Raw genomic sequence first — 21,125 nt, 5'->3', positions numbered from 1 at the left:
TGCGGGCCGGGGCGGCACAGTCGGTGCCGGAGGTGGTGCCGATGTCCCGGAACCCGGCTGGAAAAGAGTGCGAGCGGACGTCCGCAGGGGCGCGCAGGGCCCTTGGGCGGTACGGCGAGGAGCTGGCGGCCCGCAGGCTCGCCGAGGCGGGCATGCGCGTCCTCGCCCGCAACTGGCGGTGCCGGTTCGGCGAGCTCGACATCGTCGCCGCCGACGGCGACGCCCTGGTGATCTGCGAGGTCAAGGCCCGCCGTGCGGGCCCCTACGAACACCCGATGGCGGCGGTCACCCCCGCCAAGGCCGAGCGGCTGCGCACCCTGGCCGCCCACTGGCTCCACCGGCACGGCGGGGCACCGGCGGGCGGGGTGCGCATCGACCTGGTGGGCGTCGTCGTGCCCGACCGGGGCGCGCCCCTGGTCGAGCACGTCCGGGGGGTGGCCTGATGGCCTTCGCACGGACGTGTTCGGTGGCCCTGGCGGGAGTCGAGGGCGTGGTGGTCGAGGTCCAGGCCGACCTGGAGCCGGGCGTCGCCGCCTTCACCCTGGTGGGCCTGCCCGACAAGAGCCTGACGGAGAGCCGCGACCGGGTGCGGGCCGCGGTGGCCAACTCCGGGGCCGAGTGGCCGCAGAAGAAGCTCACGGTGGGGCTGAGCCCCGCCTCGGTGCCCAAGGGTGGCAGCGGCTTCGACCTGGCCGTGGCCTGCGCGGTCCTGGGAGCGGCCGAGCGCATCGACCCCCGGTCCATCGCCGACCTGGTGATGATCGGCGAGCTGGGCCTCGACGGCCGCGTCCGCCCGGTGCGCGGCGTCCTGCCCGCCGTCCTGGCGGCCGCCGACGCCGGGTACCGCCAGGTCGTGGTGCCCGAGCGGACGGCGGCGGAGGCCGCCCTCGTGCCCGGGGTCTCGGTGCTGGGCGTGCGCAGCCTGCGCCAGCTGATCGCGGTGCTGACGGACGCGCCGGTGCCCGAGGAGGACGAGGAGCCGGCGAGGCAGGGCCTGCCGGATCCGGTGTCCGCCGGGCTCGCCCTGCCGGGCACCGGCATTCCCGCGGTCGCGCCGGACGGGATGGGCCGGCCCGACCTCGCCGAGGTCGCCGGGCAGGCCCGGGCCCGCCGGGCACTGGAGGTCGCCGCCGCGGGCAGGCATCACCTGCTCTTCCTGGGCCCGCCCGGGGCCGGAAAGACGATGCTGGCCGAGCGGCTGCCGGGCCTGCTGCCGCCCCTCACGCCGCACGAGTCGCTGGAGGTCACCGCGGTGCACTCGGTGGCCGGCGTGCTGCCCGCCGGGCAGCCGCTGATCGCCCGCGCGCCGTACTGCGCGCCGCACCACTCGGCGTCCATGCCCTCCCTCATCGGCGGAGGCTCGGGCCTTCCCCGCCCAGGGGCGGTGTCCCTGGCTCACCATGGGGTGCTTTTTCTGGACGAAGCGCCCGAATTCTCCAGCCGTGTCCTGGACACCCTCCGCCAGCCCCTGGAGTCCGGGCACGTGGTCGTGGCCCGCTCGGGCGGGGTCATGCGGCTGCCGGCATCCTTCCTGCTGGTGCTCGCGGCCAACCCCTGCCCCTGCGGGCGGCACGGGATGACGGGGGACGGCTGCGACTGCCCGCCGAGCGCAGTGCGGCGCTACCTGGGCCGGCTCTCCGGGCCGCTGATGGACCGCGTGGATCTCAGAGTGACCGTCGAGCCCGTGACCCGCTCGGAGCTGACCGGGCCCGGGGCCCGGCCCGAGTCGACCGCGGACGTCGCCGAGCGGGTGCGGGCCGCCCGCGAGCGCGCCGCCACCCGGCTGGCCGGCACCCCCTGGCACACCAACAGCCAGGTGCCCGGGCACGAGCTGCGCACCCGCTGGAGCGTCGTGCCCGGGGCACTGGCCGAGGCCGAGCGGGACATGGAGCGCGGGCTGCTGACCGCGCGCGGGCTCGACCGGGTGCTGCGGGTCGCCTGGACGGTGGCCGACCTCGCCGGGCACGAGCGGCCGGACGCCGACGACGTGATCCAGGCACTGGAGCTGCGCACGGGCGTCCGGCGTGGCGCGGTGCGGGCGGGCGGCTGGGAATGAGCGGCCCGGACGCAGCCGAGCGGCTGGCCCGGGCCGCCCTGACCCGCCTGACCGAGCCCGGCGACGAGCAGGTGGGGCGGTGGCTGCGGAAGCTGGGCGCCCACGAGCTGGTGCAGGCCCTGACCGGGGCCGGGCCACCGCCGCCCGGTGCCCGGGCGGACCGCCTCGCGGCATGCGCGGCCCGGGCCGCCGCCCTGGACGCGCGGCGCGACCTGGAGGCCGTGGCGCGGCTCGGAGGGCGCTTCCTGATTCCCGGCGACCTGCAGTGGCCCAGCCAACTGGACGACCTGGCGGACGCCCGGCCCGTCGGGCTGTGGGTGCGCGGCAGCCCGGACGTGCGGCTGTGGGCGCTGCGCTCGGTGGCGGTGGTCGGCGCCCGGGCCTGCACCGACTACGGCTCCCACGTGGCCTCCCTGCTGGGCGCGGGGCTGGCCGAGCGCGGCTGGGTGGTGGTCTCCGGCGCGGCCTTCGGGGTGGACGGCGCGGCGCACCGCGGCGCGCTGGCCGCGAGCGGGGCCACGGTCGCCGTGCTCGCCTCCGGCATCGACGTCCCCTACCCGCGCGGCCACGCCGAGCTGATCGACCGGATCGGGGAACAGGGCCTGGTGCTGGCGGAGCTGCCACCGGGCGGGCACCCCACGAGGGCCCGGTTCGTGCTGCGCAACCGCGTCATCGCTGCCCTGACCCGGGGCACGGTCGTCGTCGAGGCGCAGTACCGCAGCGGGTCACTGGTGACCGCGCGCCGGGCGCGGGCGCTGGGGCGGCACACGATGGGCGTGCCGGGGCCGGTCACCTCCGGCCTGTCGGCGGGCGTGCACGAACTCCTGCGCGAGGGGGCGTGTCTGGTCACCGATGCCGACGAAATCGCCGAGCTGGTCGGCACCATGGGGGAGCTCGCACCCGCCCGGCGCGGCCCCGTCCTCGCCCGGGACCTGCTGGCCCCGGCCGCCGCCGCGGTACTGGAGGCCGTGCCCGCCCGGGGCGGCGCGGATCTCGCCCTCGTCGCCCGGGAGGCGGGCCTCGGCACCGAACGGGCACTCGCCAGCCTGTACGAACTCCGGGCGCTGGGGTTCGTGGAACGGCTGGGCGATCGCTGGCAATTGGCTGACGAGCCGTCAACAGACGACGGTTCCAAGCCCCTCCAACGGCGCCCCCCTGCGCGGCGAGGCGGTTCTTGACCTGGGGTGATCGGGTGAAAGGGTTAAGAAGACGACCCGGCCGGCCGATACGGCGGGCGCCGAGCGGCCCCGTGCCCCGCGTCCCGGCCGCCGTCCCGCGGCGCGCCGCCGCCGGCGGACCGCATCTCCACCCACCGAAGGGAGTCCATCGCTCACCGCAGCGTCCCGGTCACGCTACGCTCACGGAAATCATCCCTTCGTACCGCCCGATCTCCCATCGACCGATCGTCACACCACCTGACCAACGTCCACGGCAGAACGGCTGAAGAACGACGAATGCCCCAGCACACCTCCGGGTCCGACCGCGCGGCGGTACCGCCCGCAGCGCGCGGCGCCGTGCGCCCTCCCGCACCCACGACGCTCGACGAGCTGTGGCGGTCGTACAAGGCCACGGGCGACGAGCGGCTGCGGGAGCAGCTGATCCTGCACTACTCGCCCCTGGTGAAGTACGTGGCGGGCCGCGTCAGCGTCGGGCTGCCGCCCAACGTCGAACAGGCCGACTTCGTCTCCTCCGGGATCTTCGGGCTGATCGATGCCATCGAGAAGTTCGACCCGGGCCGGTCCATCAAGTTCGAGACCTACGCCATCACCCGCATCCGCGGTGCGATGATCGACGAGCTGCGCGCGCTCGACTGGATCCCGCGCTCGGTGCGCCAGAAGGCGCGCGCGGTGGAGCGTGCGTACGCCACCTTGGAGGCGGCCCTGCGCCGCACGCCCACCGAGGCCGAGGTGGCGGCCGAGATGGAGATCTCCCTGGAGGAACTGCACGCCGTCTTCAGTCAGTTGTCCCTCGCCAACGTGGTGGCCCTGGAGGAGCTGCTGCACGTCGGCGGCGAGGGCGGCGAGCGGCTGAGCCTGATGGACACCCTGGAGGACACCGCGGCCGACGACCCGGTCGAGGTCGCCGAGGACCACGAGCTGCGCCGGCTCCTGGCCCGGGCGATCAACACCCTCCCCGACCGGGAGAAGACCGTCGTCACCCTCTACTACTACGAGGGCCTCACCCTCGCCGAGATCGGTCAGGTGCTGGGCGTCACCGAGAGCAGGGTCAGCCAGATCCACACCAAGTCCGTCCTGCAGCTGCGGGCCAAGCTCGCGGACGTCGGGCGCTGAGCCCGCCGGGGCCGACGTCGCTGAATCGTCCCTCCACCGTCGTCCGGGCCCGCTCCTGTCCGTAAAGTGGGAGCGTGCCCAGGATTCGAGCGGCCTCAGTGGCCGAGCACCGGACGATGCAGCGCAGCGCCCTGCTGGACGCCGCCCGCACCCTGCTGTCCGAAGGCGGGACGGAAGCGCTGACCTTCCCCGCGCTCGCCGAGCGCACGGGCCTCGCACGGTCCTCGGTCTACGAGTACTTCCGCTCGCGCGCCGCCGTCGTCGAAGAGCTGTGCGCCGTCGACTTCCCGGTCTGGGCCGCCGAGGTGGAGGCCGCGATGGCAGCCGCCGGCACCCCCGAGGACAAGATCGAGGCGTATGTGCGCCGGCAGCTGGCACTCGTCGGCGACCGCCGCCACCGGGCCGTGGTGGCGATCTCCGCCGGCGAGCTCGACGCGGGCGCCCGCGAGAAGATCCGCGCCGCGCACGGCGGCCTGATCGCGATGGTCGTCGAGGCGCTGGAGGCGCTCGGCCACGAGCAGCCGCGGCTGGCGGCGATGCTGCTGCAGGGCGTCGTCGACGCGGCGGTCCGCCGCATCGAGCTGGGCGCGGCGGAGGACCCCGCGACGATCACCGAGGCCGCGGTCGGCATGACCCTGCGGGGCGTGCGCGGCTAGCGCCCGACCGGCGGATCGTCGTCATGCGGCACCACGGCGCCCCGTGGGGGCGCGTGGCTGTGCCGATCTTGCGGTTGCCGCCGCGTGGGTGCGACACGGCACCCCGTCTGCGGGTGCGTCGTGGCTTGTCGCGCAGTTCCCCGCGCCCCTGACGGGGCACTGCACCAGCCCACGGCGCCCCGCGCCCCTCACGGTGCGCTCACCACCAGCGGCAGCAGTCGCGACGGTGGGCGTCGGAGGAGCCATGGGGGCAGCAGGCTCAGGGGATCGCGGTACTCCTGTCCGTCCCGCAGGCCCCAGTGCACGCACCCCGCCCCGCAATGCCATCCCGGCCCCGGCGCCACGAAACCGATCACCTGGCCTGCCCGCACTGGCTCTCCCTCCCGCACCACCGCCCGCACCGGCTCGTACGTCGTGCGCAGCCCCGGCGTGAGCTCCACCGCCACCACCCCCCGCCCCGCCACCTCGCCCGCGTAGGACACCCGCCCCGGCGTGGCCGCCCGCACCGGCGTGCCCGGGGCCGCCGCCAGGTCCACTCCGCGGTGGCCGGCGGCCCACCGCTGCGGGGGCGGCACCCAGGCCCGCAGCACCAGGGGCCGGGCCCCGTGGGCCCCGGGGACGGGCCAGGCCCGGTCACCGCCCGGCGGCTCGGCGGCAGCCGCCGGCGCCCATGCCAGCAGCACCGCCACCAGGACAAGAAGCAGTCGTCGTCGCATGCCATGACCATGGCCCCGATCACCGACTCGTGGGGATCTTGGCGAGGATCTGTGGACTACTCGGGGGTTGTGGACAACGCCGTCACCCGCGCCTTCTGCCGTCCCGTACACTTCTCATGGCGATCCGGGTCACCGGATCGACTTCGCACGCCCCGCCACCGGCGCTTATCGCCCTTTCGGGCAGCACGGTGGCCGTGTCCCTCGGTCCTCGGAACGGCTCCCCGCACGGGGCGCCGACCGCGGCGGACGCACCGGGGCGTCAGGCGCGGCGACCGCCCGGTCGTCGTGGAAACCGAATACCTCAAGGAGCACGGCCATGGCCGTCGTCACGATGCGGGAGCTGCTGGAGAGCGGCGTCCACTTCGGTCACCAGACCCGTCGTTGGAACCCGAAGATGAAGCGTTTCATCTTCACCGAGCGCAACGGCATCTACATCATCGACCTGCTCCAGTCGCTGTCGTACATCGACCGCGCCTACGAGTTCGTCAAGGAGACCGTCGCGCACGGCGGCTCCATCATGTTCGTCGGTACGAAGAAGCAGGCCCAGGAGGCCATCGCCGAGCAGGCGACCCGCGTCGGCATGCCCTACGTCAACCAGCGCTGGCTGGGCGGCATGCTCACCAACTTCTCGACCGTCTACAAGCGCCTGCAGCGCCTGAAGGAGCTCGAGCTCATCGACTTCGAGGACGTGGCCGCCTCCGGCCTGACCAAGAAGGAGCTCCTGGTCCTCTCCCGCGAGAAGGCCAAGCTGGAGAAGACCCTCGGCGGCATCCGCGAGATGCAGAAGGTGCCGAGCGCCATCTGGGTCGTCGACACCAAGAAGGAGCACATCGCCGTCGGTGAGGCGCGCAAGCTCCGCATCCCGGTCGTCGCCATCCTCGACACCAACTGCGACCCCGACGAGGTCGACTACAAGATCCCGGGCAACGACGACGCGATCCGTTCCGTCACCCTGCTCACCCGCGTGATCGCCGACGCCGTCGCCGAGGGCCTGATCGCCCGCTCCGGCGGTGCCGGTGAGGGCAAGGGCGAGAAGGCCGCCGGCGAGCCGCTGGCCGAGTGGGAGCGCGACCTGCTCGAGGGCGAGAAGAAGGCCGACGAGCCGGCTGCCGCCGAGGCCGAGGCCGCCCCCGAGGCCGACGCCGCCCCCGAGGCCGAGAAGCCGGCCGCGGACGCCGAGCAGGCCTAAGGCTCTGCCGCACCGGGCGTACGGCGGGGGCTCGCACCCCCGCCGTCGCCCGGCGGATCCACTGTCGGACCCCGTCAGCGGGACGGGAGCCGACAGGTGTGGTGACCTCAAGACGGACCAGCCTGCCCGAGGCCCCGCGTGGGGCCCGGCAAGGCCCAGTGCACGAGAAGGATTGAAGGATGGCGAACTACACCGCCGCTGACGTCAAGAAGCTCCGTGAGCAGACCGGCGCCGGCATGATGGACTGCAAGAAGGCGCTCGACGAGGCCGAGGGCAACCTCGAGAAGGCCATCGAGATCGTCCGCGTCAAGGGCCTGAAGGGTGTGGCCAAGCGCGAGAGCCGCACCACCGAGAACGGCGCCGTCGCCTCCCTCATCGCCGACGACAACACCTCCGGTGTCATCGTCGAGCTGAAGTGCGAGACGGACTTCGTGGCCAAGGGCGAGAAGTTCGTCACCGTGGCCGACGCCCTGGCCGCCCACATCGCCAAGACCGCTCCGGCCGACGCCGAGGCCCTCATGGCCTCCGAGATCGAGGCCGGCAAGACCGTCCAGGCGTTCGTGGACGAGGCCAACGCCACCCTCGGCGAGAAGATCGTCGTGGACCGCTTCGCGCACTTCGCCGACGGCAAGGTCTACGCCTACATGCACCGCACGGCCGCCGACCTGCCGCCGCAGGTGGGTGTCCTCGTCGAGCTCGACAAGGACAACGCCGAGGTCGCCAAGGACGTCGCGCAGCACATCGCCGCCTTCGCGCCGAAGTTCCTCTCCCGCGAGGAGATCCCGGCCGACGTCGTCGAGAACGAGCGCCGCATCGCCGAGGAGACCGCTCGCGAGGAGGGCAAGCCCGAGGCCGCCCTGCCGAAGATCGTCGAGGGCCGCGTCACCGGCTTCTTCAAGGAGCAGGTCCTGCTGGACCAGGCCTTCGCGAAGGACAACAAGAAGACCGTCCAGAAGGTCCTGGACGAGGCCGGCGTCACGCTCAAGCGCTTCGCCCGCATCCGCGTCGGCGCCTGAGCCGTCCGCGGGGCAGCGAATGACCCGCGACCCGCTAGGGTCGTATGCAGTCGGCCGCCCACCGGCCGACCGCTGATGTGACGAGGAGGCCATTGCCGCTGAGGGAACCGCAAGGATCCATCCGGCAATGGCCTTCTTGGTATGTGCACGAGGAGAACTCCAATGAACCAGGGTGCGGACGCCACACAGGCCGCCGACGACACACACGCCGAGCCGGGCACACGCCGTCGGTTCCTGCTGAAACTGTCAGGTGAGGCCTTCGCCGGCGGCGGTGGGCTCGGCGTCGACCCCGATGTCGTGCACGCCATCGCCCGGGAGATCGCGGCCGTCGTCCGCGAGGGCTACGAGATCGCCGTGGTCATCGGCGGCGGCAACTTCTTCCGCGGCGCCGAGCTGCAGCAGCGCGGCATGGACCGGGCCCGGTCCGACTACATGGGCATGCTCGGCACCGTGATGAACAGCCTCGCCCTGCAGGACTTCCTCGCCAAGGAGGGGGTCGAGACCCGGGTCCAGACCGGCATCACCATGGGCCAGGTCGCCGAGCCGTTCATCCCGCTGCGCGCCGTGCGGCACCTGGAGAAGGGCCGTGTCGTGATCTTCGGCGCGGGCATGGGCATGCCCTACTTCTCCACCGACACCACCGCCGCCCAGCGCGCCCTGGAGATCCATGCCGAGGCGATTCTCATGGGCAAGAACGGCGTCGACGGGGTCTACGACTCCGACCCGAAGAAGAACCCCGACGCCGTGAAGTTCGACGCCCTCGAGTACGGCGAGGTGCTCGCCCGCGGCCTGAAGGTCGCCGACGCCACCGCCATCAGCCTGTGCATGGACAACAAGCTGCCGATCCTGGTCTTCGAGCTCCTCGCCGAGGGCAACATCGCCCGTGCGGTGAAGGGTGAGAAGATCGGCACGCTCGTGAGCGACCAGGCCACGCGGGACTGACGACCCGCAGCCGTCCGCCTTGGCCGCCGAAATGAGGCGGACGGCAACTCCGCGCCGGGGGAAGACCTCGGCACGGGGATGGACAACTGCCTGCCGGTCGGACACCGTGCAGGAGAAGACGCGCGCAGGGGCGAGGCTCTGCTTACTGATAACACCAGGAGCAAGTGGTGATCGAAGAGATCCTCCTCGAGGCCGAGGAGAAGATGGAGAAGGCCGTCGTGGTCGCCAAGGAGGACTTCGCGGCGATCCGCACCGGGCGTGCGCACCCGGCGATGTTCAACAAGATCGTGGCCGACTACTACGGTGCGCTGACGCCCATCAACCAGCTGGCGTCGTTCTCGGTGCCGGAGCCGCGCATGGCCGTCGTCACCCCGTTCGACAAGACCGCGCTGCGCAACATCGAGCAGGCGATCCGCGACTCGGACCTCGGCGTCAACCCGAGCAACGACGGCAACATCATCCGAGTGACGTTCCCCGAGCTCACGGAGGAGCGCCGCCGGGATTACGTCAAGGTCGCCAAGACCAAGGCCGAGGACTCCAAGGTCTCGATCCGTTCCGTGCGCCGCAAGGCCAAGGACGCCCTCGACAAGCTGGTCAAGGACAAGGAGTCCGGCGAGGACGACGTCCGCCGTGCCGAGAAGGAGCTCGACGACACCACCGCGAAGTACGTCGCGCAGGTGGACGAGCTGCTCAAGCACAAGGAAGCCGAGCTCCTCGAGGTCTGATGAACGACGCATCCTGGGGAGCCCCGCCGCGCCCCGGTCACTGGGGGGCCACCGACGCCGGACCCCCTCCCGGCACCCGCTGGGAGGACGGTCTCCCGGCGGGTCCTGTGCACGACATGGGCGCCGCGGCGCAGACTCGCCCCATGCCCATTGTGCCCGGAGAAGGCGGATACCAGGACGACGATGCCGACCGTGATCAGGGGGCCCCGCACCTCGGCGGCCCCCTGTTCCGCGACGAACGCGATCACCGTGACACAGGGGAGCACGCCATCCGGCCGCACGAGCCCGCCCCCCAGGCACCCAAGGCGAAGAAGAGCGCCGGCCGGGACCTGCGCGCGGCGATAGGGGTGGGCGTCGGCCTCGGTGCTGTCATCCTCGCCTCCCTGTTCATCTACAAGCCCGTCTTCCTCGGCGTCGTCGTGATCGCCGTGGTGGTCGGGCTGTGGGAGCTGACCTCCCGCCTCGCCGAGCGCAAGGGCATCCGGGCCCCCCTGGTGCCGCTGGCGATCGGCGGCACCGCGATGACCGTGGCGGGGTACGTGAGCGGCGCGGAGGGCGCGTGGGTGGCCATGGCCTTCACCGCGCTCGCCGTGCTGGTGTGGCGGATGACGGAGACGCCGGACGACTACCTCAAGGACGTCACCGCCGGCATCTTCGCGGCGTTCTACGTGCCCTTCCTCGCCACCTTCGTGGCGTTGATGCTGGCCGCGCAGGACGGCGCCTGGCGGGTGCTGACCTTCCTGATCCTGACCGTCGTCAGCGACACCGGGGCGTACGCGGTGGGCTGGCGGTTCGGCAAGCACAAGCTCGCCCCGCGCATCAGCCCCGGCAAGACCCGCGAGGGCCTTCTCGGCGCGGTGCTCTTCGCCATGGTGGCGGGCGCGCTGTGCATGCAGTTCCTCATCGACGACGGCGTCTGGTGGCAGGGCCTGCTGCTGGGCCTGGCGGTCGCCGTCAGCGCCACCCTGGGCGATCTCGGCGAATCCATGATCAAGCGGGACCTGGGCATCAAGGACATGGGCGCCCTGCTCCCCGGCCACGGCGGGATCATGGACCGGCTGGACTCGCTCCTGCCGACCGCTCCGGTGGTCTGGCTGCTGATGGTGGCCTTCGTCGGGGCCGGCTGATCCTTTAAGGCCGCTCTGACCTGCGTCTTCACTGCGAGGGGGCCCGTCGTCCACAGGACGGCGGGCCCCCTCGCCGCGTCTGCGACACTGGTAGGACCATGCCTAAGCCCGGAGAACTCACTTTCGTCGCCCCGCGCGGAGCCAAGCTGCCGCCGCGGCACCTCGCCGACCTCTCGCCCGCCGAGCGCCGCGAGGCCGTGGCCGCGATCGGCGAGAAGCCGTTCCGCGCCAAGCAGCTGTCCCAGCACTACTTCGCGCGGTACGCGCACCAGCCCGAGGCGTGGACGGACATTCCGGCCGCGGCCCGCACCAAGCTGGCCGAGGAGCTGCTGCCGGAGCTGATGAGCGTGGTGCGCCACGTCTCGTGCGACGACGACACCACCCGCAAGACCCTGTGGCGCCTGCACGACGGCAAGCTCGTCGAGTCGGTGCTGATGCGCTACCCGGACCGGGTGACGATGTGCATCAGCTCCCAGGCCGGCTGCGGCATGAACTGCCCGTTCTGCGCCACCGGCCAGGCCGGTCTGGAGCGCAACCTGTCGACGGCCGAGATCGTGCACCAGATCGTCGACGGCATGCGCGCGCTGCGCGACGGCGAGGTGCCGGGAGGCCCTGCGCGCCTGTCCAACATCGTCTTCATGGGCATGGGCGAGCCGCTGGCCAACTACAAGCGCGTCGTCGGCGCCATCCGCCGGCTGACCGACCCCGAGCCGGACGGCCTGGGCCTGTCCCAGCGCGGCATCACGGTCTCAACCGTGGGCCTGGTCCCGGCGATGCTGCGATTCGCGGACGAGGGCTTCAAGTGCCGTCTCGCGGTCTCGCTGCATGCCCCCGACGACGAGCTGCGCGACACCCTGGTGCCGGTCAACACCCGCTGGAAGGTCCGCGAGGTCCTCGACGCCGCCTGGGAGTACGCGGAGAAGTCCGGGCGCCGGATCTCCATCGAGTACGCCCTCATCCGGGACATCAACGACCAGGCCTGGCGCGGTGACCTGCTGGGCCGGCTGCTCAAGGGCCGGCGGGTGCACGTCAACCTCATCCCGCTCAACCCCACCCCGGGCTCGAAGTGGACGGCCTCCCGCCCGGAGGACGAGCGGGCCTTCGTCGAGGCGATCGCCGCCCACGGCGTGCCCGTCACCATCCGCGACACCCGCGGCCAGGAGATCGACGGAGCCTGCGGCCAGCTGGCCGCCGCCGAGCGCTGAGCGGCCGCCGCGGGCCCGCAGGGGCCCGCGGCCGCCCTGGTACGGTTCCTTCGCGCAATGTCGCGTGACTTCGCACAAATGAACATTCCGACAGGGGAGCGCAGCGAGCGCTGAGAGTGCGGCACGGCCCGCAGACCCTCGGACCTGATCCGGTTAGTACCGGCGTAGGGAGTCAGCACCACCATGAACACCATCCTTCGGCGTGCCGTCGTGGCGACGGCCGCCGTGGCCCTCGGCCTGCCCGTCCTCGCCGCCTGCGGCAGCTCGGACTCCGGCTCCGGGTCGGGCTCCGGCAGCAGCGGTTCCGGCGACAAGACCGTCCGGCTCGTCTCCCACGACTCGTTCGTGGCCTCCGATGCGGTCCTGAAGCAGTTCACCGCGCAGACCGGCTACAAGGTCCAGGTGATCAAGGGCGGTGACGCCGGTGCGGCCGTCAACCAGGCCATCCTCTCCAAGAGCCACCCCCAGGGCGACGTCTTCTTCGGCGTCGACAACACCCTGCTCTCGCGTGCGCTCGACAAGGGCCTGTTCACGCCCTACCGGGCCAAGGGCGCGGACCGCGTCCCCGCCGAGCTGCGCAGCGACACCAAGGACCGCGTTACCCCGATCGACTACGGCGACATCTGCGTCAACTACGACCGCGCCTACTTCGCCGACAAGAAGCTCGCGCCGCCGCAGACCTTCGCCGACCTGGTCAAGCCGGAGTACAAGAACCTCCTGGTGACCGAGAACGTCGCCACCTCCTCGCCCGGCCTCGCCTTCCAGCTCGGCACCGTCGCCGCCTTCGGCGAGAACGGCTGGCAGGACTACTGGAAGAAGCTCAAGGACAACGGCGTCGAGGTCGTCGACGGCTGGGAGCAGGCGTACAACACCCGCTTCTCCGGCTCCGCCGCCGGCAGGAAGGCCAAGGGCGACCGGCCGCTCGTCGTCTCCTACGCCTCCAGCCCGCCCGCCGAGGTGATGGGCGTCACGCCCGAGCCGGCCGAGGCGCCCACCGGCGTGGCGACCGGCACCTGCTTCCGGCAGGTCGAGTACGCCGGCCTGCTGAGCGGGGCGAAGAACACCGAGGGCGGCAAGGCCCTGATCGACTTCCTGGTCGGCAAGACCTTCCAGGAGGACATGCCGCTGCAGATGTTCGTCAACCCCGCCAACCGGGACGCGCGCGTCCCCGAGCTGTTCACCAAGTACGGCGCGAAGATCACGCAGCCGGCGACGCTCGACCCCCAGCGCATCGCGCAGCACCGTGACCAGTGGATCAAGACGTGGTCCTCGCTCGTCCTGAAGTGACCGACGCACCCCCGGGTGCCGCCCCGCGCGGCGGCGCCCGGCGGACGGCGACGCGCCTGGCCCTGATGGCCGGGCCGCTCGCCTTCTTCGGGATCTTCTTCGCCTACCCCGTCGCCGCCATCGTCGTCCGTGGCCTGAAGGACGGCGACCAGTGGCAGCTCGCCCGCATCGGCGAGGTGCTCGGCGACCCCGCCACCGGCCACGTCCTGTGGTTCACCACCTGGCAGGCCGCCGCCTCCACGGCGCTCACGCTGCTGCTCGCGCTCCCCGGCGCGTACGTCTTCGCACGCTTCGACTTCCCCGGTAAACGGCTGCTGCGCGCCGTGGTCACCATCCCCTTCGTCCTGCCGACCGTCGTCGCCGGCTCCGCCTTCCTCGCCCTGCTCGGCCGCGGCGGACTGCTGGACGAGCTGTGGGGCGTCCGCCTGGACACCACGGTCTGGGCGATCCTGCTCGCCCACGTCTTCTTCAACTACGCCGTCGTCGTCCGCACCGTCGGCGGACTGTGGGCCCAGCTCGACCCGCGCCAGGAAGAAGCCGCCCGTGTCCTCGGCGCCGGCCGCTTCACCGCCTGGCGGCGGAGCACCCTGCCCGCCCTCGCCCCGGCCGTGGCCGCCGCGGCGCTCATGGTCTTCCTGTTCACCTTCACCTCCTTCGGCGTCGTGCAGATCCTCGGCGGCCCGCGCTACGCCACGCTGGAAGTGGAGATCTACCAGCAGACGGCGCAGCTGCTCGACCTGCCCACCGCCGCCGTGCTCACGCTGCTGCAGTTCCTGGCCGTCGCCGTGCTGCTCCTCGTGCACGCGCGCACCGTACGGCGGCGTGAGGCCACCCTGCGGCTCGTCGACGCCGCCCGCACCGCCCGCCGCCCCCGCGGCGCCGCCCAGTGGATCCTGCTCGCCTCCGTCCTGGCCGTCATCGCCCTGCTGCTGGTCCTGCCGCTCGGCGTCCTCGTCGAACGCTCCCTCGACGGCCCCGACGGATACGGCCTGACCTACTACCGCGCACTCGCCTCCGCCGGCGGCACCGCGGGCACCTTCGTCGTCGCGCCCCTCGAAGCCATCGGCAACTCCCTTGCCTACGCGGCCGCGGCCACCGCCGTCGCCGTCGTCATCGGCTCCCTCGCCGCGGCCGCGCTCACGCGCCGCGAGGGCAGGCTCGTCCGCGGCTTCGACGCGCTGCTGATGCTGCCCCTCGGCACCTCGGCCGTCACCGTCGGCTTCGGCTTCCTGATCGCCCTGGACGAGCCCCCGCTGGACCTGCGCACCTCCTGGATCCTCGTCCCGCTCGCCCAGGCCCTGGTCGGTGTGCCCTTCGTCGTCCGCACCGTGCTGCCCGTGCTGCGCGCCGTCGACGTCCGCCTGCGGGAGGCCGCCGCCGTGCTCGGCGCCTCCCCGCTGCGGGCCTGGCGCGAAGTGGACCTGCCCATGGTCGGCCGGGCCCTGGCCGTCGCCGCCGGCTTCGCCTTCGCCGTCTCCCTCGGCGAGTTCGGTGCCACCGTCTTCATCGCCCGCCCCGACAGCCCCACCCTGCCCGTGGCCGTCGCCCGGCTGCTCGGCCGGCCCGGCGCACTGAACTACGGGCAGGCCATGGCCCTGAGCACGATCCTGATGCTGGTCTGCGCGGCCGCGCTGCTGGTCCTGGAACGCGTGCGCACCGACCGTACGGGAGAGTTCTAGATGTCCATGCTCCGGCTGGAGGACGTCACCGTCCGCTTCGGCGCCCGCACGGCACTCGACGCCGTCGACCTGACCGTCGCCGCACACGAGACCGTCTGCGTGCTCGGCCCCAGCGGCAGCGGCAAGTCCACCCTGCTGCGCGTGGTGGCCGGCCTGCAGCCCGCCGACGAGGGCCGCGTGCACCTCGACGGCCGCGACCAGAGCGGCGTACCGGTGCACCGGCGCGGCGTGGGCCTGATGTTCCAGGACCACCAGCTCTTCCCCCAGCGCGACGTCGCCGGCAACGTCGCCTTCGGACTGCGCATGCGCGGCACGGGCCGCGCCGAGACCGAGCGGCGCGTCGCCGAACTCCTGGAACTCGTCGGTCTGCCCGGTGCGCAGCGGCGGGCCGTGGGTGCGCTGTCCGGCGGCGAACAGCAACGCGTCGCCCTCGCCCGGGCCCTGGCCCCCCGGCCGCGGCTGCTCATGCTCGACGAACCCCTGGGCCAGCTCGACCGCGGCCTGCGCGAACGGCTCGTCGTCGAACTGCGCGAACTCTTCGGGCGCCTGGGCACGACGGTACTGGCCGTCACGCACGACCAGGGCGAGGCCTTCGCCCTCGCGGACCGGGTCGTGGTCATGCAGGAAGGCGGACGGGTCGCGCAGACCGGCACGCCGCTGGAGGTGTGGCAGCGGCCGGCGTCGGAATTCGTGGCGCGGTTCCTGGGATTCCGCAACGTGGTTCCGGCGACGGTGAACGGCTCTGCGGCACGGACGCCATGGGGCGAGCTGCCGGTGCCGGAGGGTACGGCGGCGGGGGAACGGCAGGTGCTGGTGCGGCCGGCGGGCGTACGGATCGCTTCCGCGGGGGAGGGGCTGCGGTGTGTGGTGGGGGCGCGCACGTTCCGCGGGGACCACGTGGTGCTCGGGCTCCGGCCGGAGACCGGGCCGGAGCTGGAGGCGGCGTGTCCGCTGGGCGCGGCGCCGGAGGTGGGTGCGCACGTAGGCGTCGTCTTCGCTGCCGACGAGGTCGTGGTTCTCCCCTGACCCGCCCTTTCACCGTTTCCGAGCGGGGCTCCGCCCCCTCGCACCCCCGGCCCGCGCTTCGCGCGGTGTCCTCAGACGCCGGACGGGCTGCACATGCAGCCCGTCCGGCGTCTGAGGACCGCGGGGGTCCGGGGGCGGAGCCCCGGGAGACGGGGAGAGGGCGGGACCGGGGCGCCCCTCAGCCCACGGGTGACGGCACCCTGTCCTCGGTTTCCGGCGCCGCCGCGCCGTGCGCGTCCGGTTCGCCGAACCAGGCCACTGCCACGGCGCCGGCGACGGCGAGGAGGAAGCCGAGGACGGCGACCCATGCGAAGCCGTCCCGCGACGTGTCGCCGAGCCACATCACGCCGATGATGCCCGGCAGTACCGTCTCGCCGACGACCAGTGCCGCCGTTGCGCCGTTCACGGAGCCGATCTGCAGGGCCACGGTGTGCAGGTACATGCCGACGGAGCCGGAGATGAGGATGGCGTAGAGCGCGGGGTCCGCGAGGAGGGTCGGCAGGTCGAAGGGGTCGATGCCGTCGAGGATGCGCACGCCCACGCCGATGGCGCCGAAGCCGAGGCCGGAGAGCAGGCCGGCCAGGATCGCGGCCCGGGCGCCCAGCAGTCGTACGGCCACCGTGCCGCCGCCCATGAGGACGACGGAGATGGCGAGGAGCCACCAGTGCGTGGACATGGCGGTGGCGCCGCTGCCCTCGTGCCCGGCGGCGGTCGCCAGGAGCACCAGGGCCGAGCAGACGACGCCGATGGAGATCCATTCCCTGCCGCCCAGCCGTATGCCGAGGAGCTTGATGCTCAGCAGCGCGGTGACGATGAGGTTGGCGCTGATGACGGTCTGGGAGAGGAAGAGCGGCAGCATGCGCGCGGCGAGCGCGCCGAGGCCGAAGCCGAGGAAGTCCAGGACGGTGCCGACCATGAACTCCCACGTCACGGCGGCCTTGGCGGTGGAGGAGAGGCTGGGGCCGCCGTGCTGGGTGGTGCCCGTGGTGGAGGCCTTGGCGGCCTCCCTGCGGGCCGACTTGCGCGACCCCACGGCTTGCAGGACCGATCCTGTGCCGTAACACACCGAGGCCGCGACAGCCGTGACAAGGCCGATGATCACCAAGAGCTCCGTTCGCCTGAATTCCAGTCGCTCTTGAAGCAGACGTGGTTTCGGGCCGCGGAGTTGCCTTGGGTCAAGAAGTGGTCAAGAACGGGTCAGGGGCAGGGCGGTCAGCTCGGCGATCACCCAGGTGAGCGGTGCCAGGACGGCCACCAGGGCGCCCGTGCGCACGGCGGCGGCGCCGCGCAGCAGGGAGGCCGGGATGCCGAGGCGGGCCAGTGCGGCCGAGGTCTCCGCACGGGAGGTGCGGGTGTCGGCCGCCGCGGTGACCGCGGTGGCACTCACGCAGGCGATCACCACGCCCGCGCCCAGCCAGGTCAGCGGCCCGAACGGGCCGGGCCCGGTGGGGCGCCACATCGCGCCGTACAGCTCGACGGCCGCCACGGTCCCCGCGGCGACGGCGCACAGCACGCCGAGGGGACGTCCGACCCGCGTCGCCGCGTCCTGCAGTATCCGGCCGGCCAGCAGCCGTACGGGCCGCGGCCGGCCGGACGACAACAGGGCGCCGCACCAGTGGGTGAGCCCGGGGCCGGCCAGCACCAGGCCGACGAAGGTGAGCAGCCAGCCACCGATCAGGGCGGGGGAGGCGCCGCCGTCCTGGCCGGGCAGGGCCAGCAGGGCCTCGGGGGCGGGCGCCGGGGCGTGCCCGACGTACGCCTCCAGGGCCAGGCCGCAGGCGATGACGGCGATGCCCCAGGGCAGTCCGATGTAGGCGGGGCGGTCCTCGCGAGGCGTGGAGGGCGCGGGGTCGTCGGCGGGTGCGGCGTGGGCGCCGCGCGCCCTGCGCTCGCGGCTCGGGCGCAGCAGGAGGGCGCAGGCACCGGCGCCGAGCGCCGGCAGCAGGCCGAGCAGGGTCACGGCGGCCCCCCAGGGCAGGCCGGCCTGCCCGTCGAGGGCGTGGGCGGCCGCGCCGCTGAGCGGGGTGCCGCCCAGGTCGCCGCGCAGCTCCAGGTAGGCCAGCAGGGCCAGGACGCTGCCGGTGCCGCAGGACAGGGCGGTGGAGGTGGCGGCGAGCACCGACAGTCGTACGGGGCCGAAGCCGATGGCGTCCATGCCGTCCCGCGGCCGCGTCGCGGGGTCGTTGCGGGCCACGGCGACGGCGAACTGCACGACGGCGGCCAGCGGTGCCAGGCACCACAGCAGCCGCACGAGCGAGTCCTGCGGCGTGTCCGGGTGGGCCGCGGCGTACCCGAGTGCGCACAGCAGCAGGAAACCGGCCCCGGCCGCGGCGAGGACCACCAGCAGCCGGCGCAGCAGGACGAGCGGGTGGGCGCCGCGCGCTAGGCGGAGACTGAGCACGCGGCCCTGCCCTCCCCTTCGGACGCCTCGGGCGTGGGGATCGAGCCGCGGCGGCCGTCGACGAGGCCGACGGTGCGGTCGGCGAGCGAGGCGCTCTCCTCGTCCAGGGTGGCGAGCACGACGGTGATGTGGTGCGAGCGGGCCGCGGTGGTCAGGGTGCGCAGCACCTGCGCGCGGTCGGTGGCGTGCAGGGGCGCGGTCGGCTCGTCGGCGAAGACCACCGTCGGGTCGGCGGCCAGCGCCCGGGCGATGGCGATGCGCTGGCGCTGGGCCTGGGTGAGCGCCCCGGGCCGCTTGCGGGCGCAGTCGCCGACGTCGAGGCGTTCGAGCCACTCGGTGGCGGTCTGCTTGGCGGCGCGGTGGCCGGTGCCGCGCACGAGCAGCGGCAGTGCGGCGTTCTCCCAGCCGGTCAGTTCGGGCACGAGGTGCGGCCGGCTGTCGATCCAGCCGAACCGGTCGCGGCGCAGCCGCTCCCGCGCGGCGCGCGAGAGGGTGTGCACGGGGCCGCTGTTGAACCACACCTCGCCCGGGTCGGCCAGCAGCTGTCCGGACAGGCATTTCAGGAGCGTGGTCTTGCCGGAGCCGCGCGGTCCGGTGACGGCGAGGATCTCGCCCTCGCGGACACCGATGGACACCCCGGTCAGGGCGGGGGAGCCGTTGTAGGAGTAGTGGAGTCCGCGTGCCCAGAGCACGTCGTTGTCCGGCGGGGCCACCATATCGAGCACCTCGGGTCGCTTGAGAGGGTTCGTTCCCCCGACCGGGTGAACGAACCGGAGGCCATTGGGTCACTGGCACCGTACGGAACCGGGATCCTAGCCTCCGCCCAGGCTCGGCGCTGGGGTGCCTCATTTCCTCCCATCGGGCTCATCCGCCCTCGAGGCACCCCTGACGACGTCGAATCTTCGGCGGTCTCCGTCAGATCTTCGTCCACGCCTCCGTGAGGACACCGCGGATGATCTGCTCGATCTCGTCGAACGTGCCCTGGTCGGCGATCAGTGGCGGCGCCAGCTGGACGACCGGGTCGCCGCGGTCGTCGGCGCGGCAGTACAGGCCGGATTCGAAGAGCTTCTTCGACACGAAGCCGTACAGCAGCCGCTCGCACTCCTGCGGCGTGAACGACTCCTTGGTGGCCTTGTCCTTCACCAGCTCGATGCCGTAGAAGAAGCCGTTGCCGCGCACGTCGCCGACGATCGGCAGGTCGTGCAGCTTCGCGAGGGTGGCGTGGAAGGCGGCTTCGTTGTCGAGCACGTGCTGGTTGAGGCCCTCGCGTTCGAAGATGTCGAGGTTGGCCAGGGCCACGGCGGCCGAGACCGGGTGCCCGCCGAAGGTGTAGCCGTGCAGGAAGGTGTTCCCGCCCCGGAAGAACGGCTCGGCGATCCGGTCGGAGACGATCGCGGCGCCGATGGGGGAGTAGCCGGAGGTCATCCCCTTGGCACAGGTGATGATGTCGGGCACGTAGCCGAACTTGTCGCAGGCGAACATCGTGCCCAGGCGGCCGAAGGCGCAGATGACCTCGTCGGAGACCAGCAGCACGTCGTACCGGTCGCAGATCTCGCGCACCCGCTGGAAGTAGCCGGGCGGCGGCGGGAAGCAGCCGCCGGCGTTCTGCACCGGCTCCAGGAAGACGGCCGCGACGGTGTCGGCGCCCTCGAAGAGGATCTGCTGCTCGATCTGGTCGGCGGCCCACCGGCCGAACGCCTCGGGGTCGTCGCCGAAGAGGGGTGCGCGGTAGATGTTGGTGTTGGGCACCTTGTGCGCGCCGGGGACCAGTGGCTCGAAGGGGGCCTTCAGCGCGGGCAGTCCGGTGATGGACAGGGCGCCCTGCGGGGTGCCGTGGTAGGCCACGGCCCGCGATATCACCTTGTACTTGGTGGGGTTGCCGGTGAGCTTGTGGTACTGCTTGGCCAGCTTCCACGCCGTCTCGACGGCCTCGCCGCCGCCGGTGGTGAAGAAGACCTTGTTCAGGTCGCCGGGCGCGTAGTGCGCCAGGCGCTCGGCCAGCTCGACCGCCTTGGGGTGGGCGTAGCTCCACACCGGGAAGAAGGCGAGCTCCTGCGCCTGCTTGGCGGCCGCCTCGGCCAGCTCGGCGCGGCCGTGGCCGGCCTGGACCACGAACAGCCCGGCCAGGCCGTCGAGGTAGCGCCGGCCCTGGTCGTCGTAGATGTAGGTGCCCTCGCCGCGCACGATGACGGGCACGGGCGCGTTCTCGTACGACGACATCCGGGTGAAGTGCATCCACAGATGGTCGTACGCCGTCCTGCTGAGGTCCTTGCTGCTCACGGCTATCGAGTTCCCCATGTATAGGTCTGCTTGCGGAGCTTGAGGTAGACGAAGCTCTCCGTGGAGCGCACCCCGGGCAGCGTCCGGATCCGCTTGTTGATCGTGTCGAGGAGATGGTCGTCGTCCTCGCAGACGATCTCGATCAGCAGGTCGAACGAGCCCGCGGTCACCACCACGTACTCCACCTCGTCCATCGCGGTCAGGGCGTCCGCGACCGGGTCGAGGTCGCCCTCGACGTTGATGCCGACCATCGCCTGCCGCCGGAATCCCACGGTGAGGGGGTCGGTGACGGCGACGATCTGCATCACGCCCTGGTCGAGCAGCTTCTGCACGCGTTGCCGGACGGCGGCCTCGGAGAGGCCGACGGCCTTGCCGATCGCCGCATAGGGGCGGCGGCCGTCCTCCTGGAGCTGCTCGATGATCGCCAGGGAGACGGCGTCGATCGGCTGGGTGCCGGTCGTGCTCTTGGGGTCTGCGCTACGAGTGGCCACGCGTCCCACCATGCAACAGGACTCGGCTGTGCGGCAAG

Annotated in this window: 20 protein-coding genes and 1 riboswitch; of the genes, 14 read left to right on the top strand and 6 right to left on the bottom strand. The window is 72.6% G+C overall.

Features of this window, described 5'->3' with window-relative positions; genetic code table 11:
- The first annotated feature begins 41 nt into the window (after nt 1-41).
- From AB0K17_RS19105 to AB0K17_RS19085, 5 genes are all read left to right on the top strand, one after another.
- Nucleotides 42-443 (top strand): YraN family protein, encoded by a 402-nt coding sequence (locus AB0K17_RS19105; protein WP_365969170.1) that lies wholly within the window; start codon nt 42-44, stop codon nt 441-443.
- Entirely contained in the window at nt 443-2,056 is a 1,614-nt protein-coding gene (locus tag AB0K17_RS19100; RefSeq protein ID WP_365983612.1) for a YifB family Mg chelatase-like AAA ATPase, read from the top strand. Before AB0K17_RS19105 ends, AB0K17_RS19100 begins: the two co-directional genes overlap by 1 nt.
- The gene (gene dprA, locus AB0K17_RS19095; protein WP_365983611.1) at nt 2,053-3,234 is read left to right on the top strand and encodes a DNA-processing protein DprA; all 1,182 of its coding nucleotides are present in this window, start codon (nt 2,053-2,055) and stop codon (nt 3,232-3,234) included. Before AB0K17_RS19100 ends, dprA begins: the two co-directional genes overlap by 4 nt.
- Before the next feature lie 276 nt (nt 3,235-3,510).
- Nucleotides 3,511-4,347 carry an RNA polymerase sigma factor WhiG gene (gene whiG / locus AB0K17_RS19090; RefSeq protein ID WP_365969173.1) on the top strand — a complete coding sequence of 279 codons (837 nt, stop codon included), beginning with the start codon at nt 3,511-3,513 and terminating at the stop codon, nt 4,345-4,347.
- Nucleotides 4,348-4,463: 116 nt separating this feature from the next.
- Nucleotides 4,464-5,003, top strand: coding sequence for a helix-turn-helix domain-containing protein (locus tag AB0K17_RS19085; RefSeq protein ID WP_365969185.1), 540 nt, complete (start codon nt 4,464-4,466; stop codon nt 5,001-5,003).
- 188 nt (nt 5,004-5,191) lie between these two features.
- On the opposite strand, the gene AB0K17_RS19080 is transcribed toward AB0K17_RS19085, so the two are convergent.
- Entirely contained in the window at nt 5,192-5,719 is a 528-nt protein-coding gene (locus AB0K17_RS19080) for a M23 family metallopeptidase (protein WP_365983610.1), read from the bottom strand.
- A 316-nt stretch (nt 5,720-6,035) separates the two neighbouring features.
- Here AB0K17_RS19080 and rpsB point away from each other — a divergent pair, with 316 nt between their 5' ends.
- The 9 genes from rpsB (at nt 6,036) to AB0K17_RS19035 (ending at nt 15,915) form a co-directional block, all read left to right on the top strand.
- Nucleotides 6,036-6,908 (top strand): 30S ribosomal protein S2, encoded by an 873-nt coding sequence (rpsB, locus tag AB0K17_RS19075; protein WP_365983609.1) that lies wholly within the window; start codon nt 6,036-6,038, stop codon nt 6,906-6,908.
- Between the two features lie 179 nt (nt 6,909-7,087).
- Complete coding sequence (gene tsf, locus AB0K17_RS19070) at nt 7,088-7,924, top strand: translation elongation factor Ts (RefSeq protein ID WP_365969176.1); 837 nt, start codon at nt 7,088-7,090, stop codon at nt 7,922-7,924.
- A 162-nt stretch (nt 7,925-8,086) separates the two neighbouring features.
- Entirely contained in the window at nt 8,087-8,866 is a 780-nt protein-coding gene (gene pyrH, locus AB0K17_RS19065; protein ID WP_365969177.1) for a UMP kinase, read from the top strand.
- A 167-nt stretch (nt 8,867-9,033) separates the two neighbouring features.
- Nucleotides 9,034-9,591, top strand: a complete 558-nt coding sequence (frr, locus tag AB0K17_RS19060) for a ribosome recycling factor (RefSeq protein ID WP_365969178.1) — start codon at nt 9,034-9,036, stop codon at nt 9,589-9,591.
- Nucleotides 9,591-10,718 (top strand): phosphatidate cytidylyltransferase, encoded by a 1,128-nt coding sequence (locus tag AB0K17_RS19055; protein ID WP_365969179.1) that lies wholly within the window; start codon nt 9,591-9,593, stop codon nt 10,716-10,718. Before frr ends, AB0K17_RS19055 begins: the two co-directional genes overlap by 1 nt.
- Before the next feature lie 98 nt (nt 10,719-10,816).
- Nucleotides 10,817-11,923 (top strand): 23S rRNA (adenine(2503)-C(2))-methyltransferase RlmN, encoded by a 1,107-nt coding sequence (gene rlmN, locus AB0K17_RS19050; RefSeq protein ID WP_344435943.1) that lies wholly within the window; start codon nt 10,817-10,819, stop codon nt 11,921-11,923.
- 82 nt (nt 11,924-12,005) lie between these two features.
- Nucleotides 12,006-12,111: riboswitch (TPP riboswitch) on the top strand.
- On the top strand, nt 12,107-13,210 hold the full coding sequence (locus AB0K17_RS19045; RefSeq protein WP_365983608.1) for a thiamine ABC transporter substrate-binding protein: 1,104 nt from the start codon (nt 12,107-12,109) through the stop codon (nt 13,208-13,210). Its footprint overlaps the riboswitch before it by 5 nt.
- A gap of 65 nt (nt 13,211-13,275) precedes the next feature.
- The gene (locus AB0K17_RS19040) at nt 13,276-14,889 is read left to right on the top strand and encodes an iron ABC transporter permease (protein ID WP_365983628.1); all 1,614 of its coding nucleotides are present in this window, start codon (nt 13,276-13,278) and stop codon (nt 14,887-14,889) included.
- The gene (locus tag AB0K17_RS19035; RefSeq protein WP_365969182.1) at nt 14,890-15,915 is read left to right on the top strand and encodes an ABC transporter ATP-binding protein; all 1,026 of its coding nucleotides are present in this window, start codon (nt 14,890-14,892) and stop codon (nt 15,913-15,915) included.
- Between the two features lie 178 nt (nt 15,916-16,093).
- Here AB0K17_RS19035 and AB0K17_RS19030 read toward each other — a convergent pair whose 3' ends face one another.
- The 5 genes from AB0K17_RS19030 to AB0K17_RS19010 form a co-directional block, all read right to left on the bottom strand.
- Nucleotides 16,094-17,017, bottom strand: coding sequence for a hypothetical protein (locus AB0K17_RS19030; protein ID WP_365983607.1), 924 nt, complete (start codon nt 17,015-17,017; stop codon nt 16,094-16,096).
- An 84-nt stretch (nt 17,018-17,101) separates the two neighbouring features.
- Nucleotides 17,102-18,316 (bottom strand): hypothetical protein, encoded by a 1,215-nt coding sequence (locus AB0K17_RS19025; protein WP_365983606.1) that lies wholly within the window; start codon nt 18,314-18,316, stop codon nt 17,102-17,104.
- Nucleotides 18,298-19,032, bottom strand: coding sequence for an ATP-binding cassette domain-containing protein (locus AB0K17_RS19020; protein WP_365967463.1), 735 nt, complete (start codon nt 19,030-19,032; stop codon nt 18,298-18,300). The genes AB0K17_RS19025 and AB0K17_RS19020 overlap by 19 nt, the downstream gene beginning before the upstream one ends.
- A 199-nt stretch (nt 19,033-19,231) precedes the next feature.
- Nucleotides 19,232-20,614, bottom strand: a complete 1,383-nt coding sequence (locus AB0K17_RS19015) for an aspartate aminotransferase family protein (RefSeq protein ID WP_365967464.1) — start codon at nt 20,612-20,614, stop codon at nt 19,232-19,234.
- Nucleotides 20,599-21,087, bottom strand: coding sequence for an Lrp/AsnC family transcriptional regulator (locus AB0K17_RS19010; protein ID WP_344435951.1), 489 nt, complete (start codon nt 21,085-21,087; stop codon nt 20,599-20,601). The genes AB0K17_RS19015 and AB0K17_RS19010 overlap by 16 nt, the downstream gene beginning before the upstream one ends.
- Between the last annotated feature and the right edge of the window lie 38 nt (nt 21,088-21,125).

The organism is Streptomyces sp. NPDC049585 (assembly GCF_040675615.1).
In the GTDB taxonomy this organism is placed as follows: Bacteria; Actinomycetota; Actinomycetes; order Streptomycetales; family Streptomycetaceae; genus Streptomyces; species Streptomyces luteosporeus.
This window is presented reverse-complemented; position numbering and strand designations above follow the sequence as displayed.

Bases quoted from the DNA above. Each gene is read 5' to 3' on its own strand.
- AB0K17_RS19015 (WP_365967464.1), bottom strand. From the start codon at position 20,614: ATGGGGAACTCGATAGCCGTGAGCAGCAAGGACCTCAGCAGGACGGCG.
- AB0K17_RS19035 (WP_365969182.1), top strand. From the start codon at position 14,890: ATGTCCATGCTCCGGCTGGAGGACGTCACCGTCCGCTTCGGCGCCCGC.
- AB0K17_RS19020 (WP_365967463.1), bottom strand. From the start codon at position 19,032: ATGGTGGCCCCGCCGGACAACGACGTGCTCTGGGCACGCGGACTCCAC.
- AB0K17_RS19080 (WP_365983610.1), bottom strand. From the start codon at position 5,719: ATGCGACGACGACTGCTTCTTGTCCTGGTGGCGGTGCTGCTGGCATGG.
- rlmN (WP_344435943.1), top strand. From the start codon at position 10,817: ATGCCTAAGCCCGGAGAACTCACTTTCGTCGCCCCGCGCGGAGCCAAG.
- AB0K17_RS19105 (WP_365969170.1), top strand. From the start codon at position 42: ATGTCCCGGAACCCGGCTGGAAAAGAGTGCGAGCGGACGTCCGCAGGG.
- AB0K17_RS19055 (WP_365969179.1), top strand. From the start codon at position 9,591: ATGAACGACGCATCCTGGGGAGCCCCGCCGCGCCCCGGTCACTGGGGG.
- AB0K17_RS19045 (WP_365983608.1), top strand. From the start codon at position 12,107: ATGAACACCATCCTTCGGCGTGCCGTCGTGGCGACGGCCGCCGTGGCC.
- AB0K17_RS19100 (WP_365983612.1), top strand. From the start codon at position 443: ATGGCCTTCGCACGGACGTGTTCGGTGGCCCTGGCGGGAGTCGAGGGC.
- dprA (WP_365983611.1), top strand. From the start codon at position 2,053: ATGAGCGGCCCGGACGCAGCCGAGCGGCTGGCCCGGGCCGCCCTGACC.
- pyrH (WP_365969177.1), top strand. From the start codon at position 8,087: ATGAACCAGGGTGCGGACGCCACACAGGCCGCCGACGACACACACGCC.
- AB0K17_RS19040 (WP_365983628.1), top strand. From the start codon at position 13,276: ATGGCCGGGCCGCTCGCCTTCTTCGGGATCTTCTTCGCCTACCCCGTC.
- whiG (WP_365969173.1), top strand. From the start codon at position 3,511: ATGCCCCAGCACACCTCCGGGTCCGACCGCGCGGCGGTACCGCCCGCA.
- AB0K17_RS19085 (WP_365969185.1), top strand. From the start codon at position 4,464: ATGCAGCGCAGCGCCCTGCTGGACGCCGCCCGCACCCTGCTGTCCGAA.
- tsf (WP_365969176.1), top strand. From the start codon at position 7,088: ATGGCGAACTACACCGCCGCTGACGTCAAGAAGCTCCGTGAGCAGACC.
- rpsB (WP_365983609.1), top strand. From the start codon at position 6,036: ATGGCCGTCGTCACGATGCGGGAGCTGCTGGAGAGCGGCGTCCACTTC.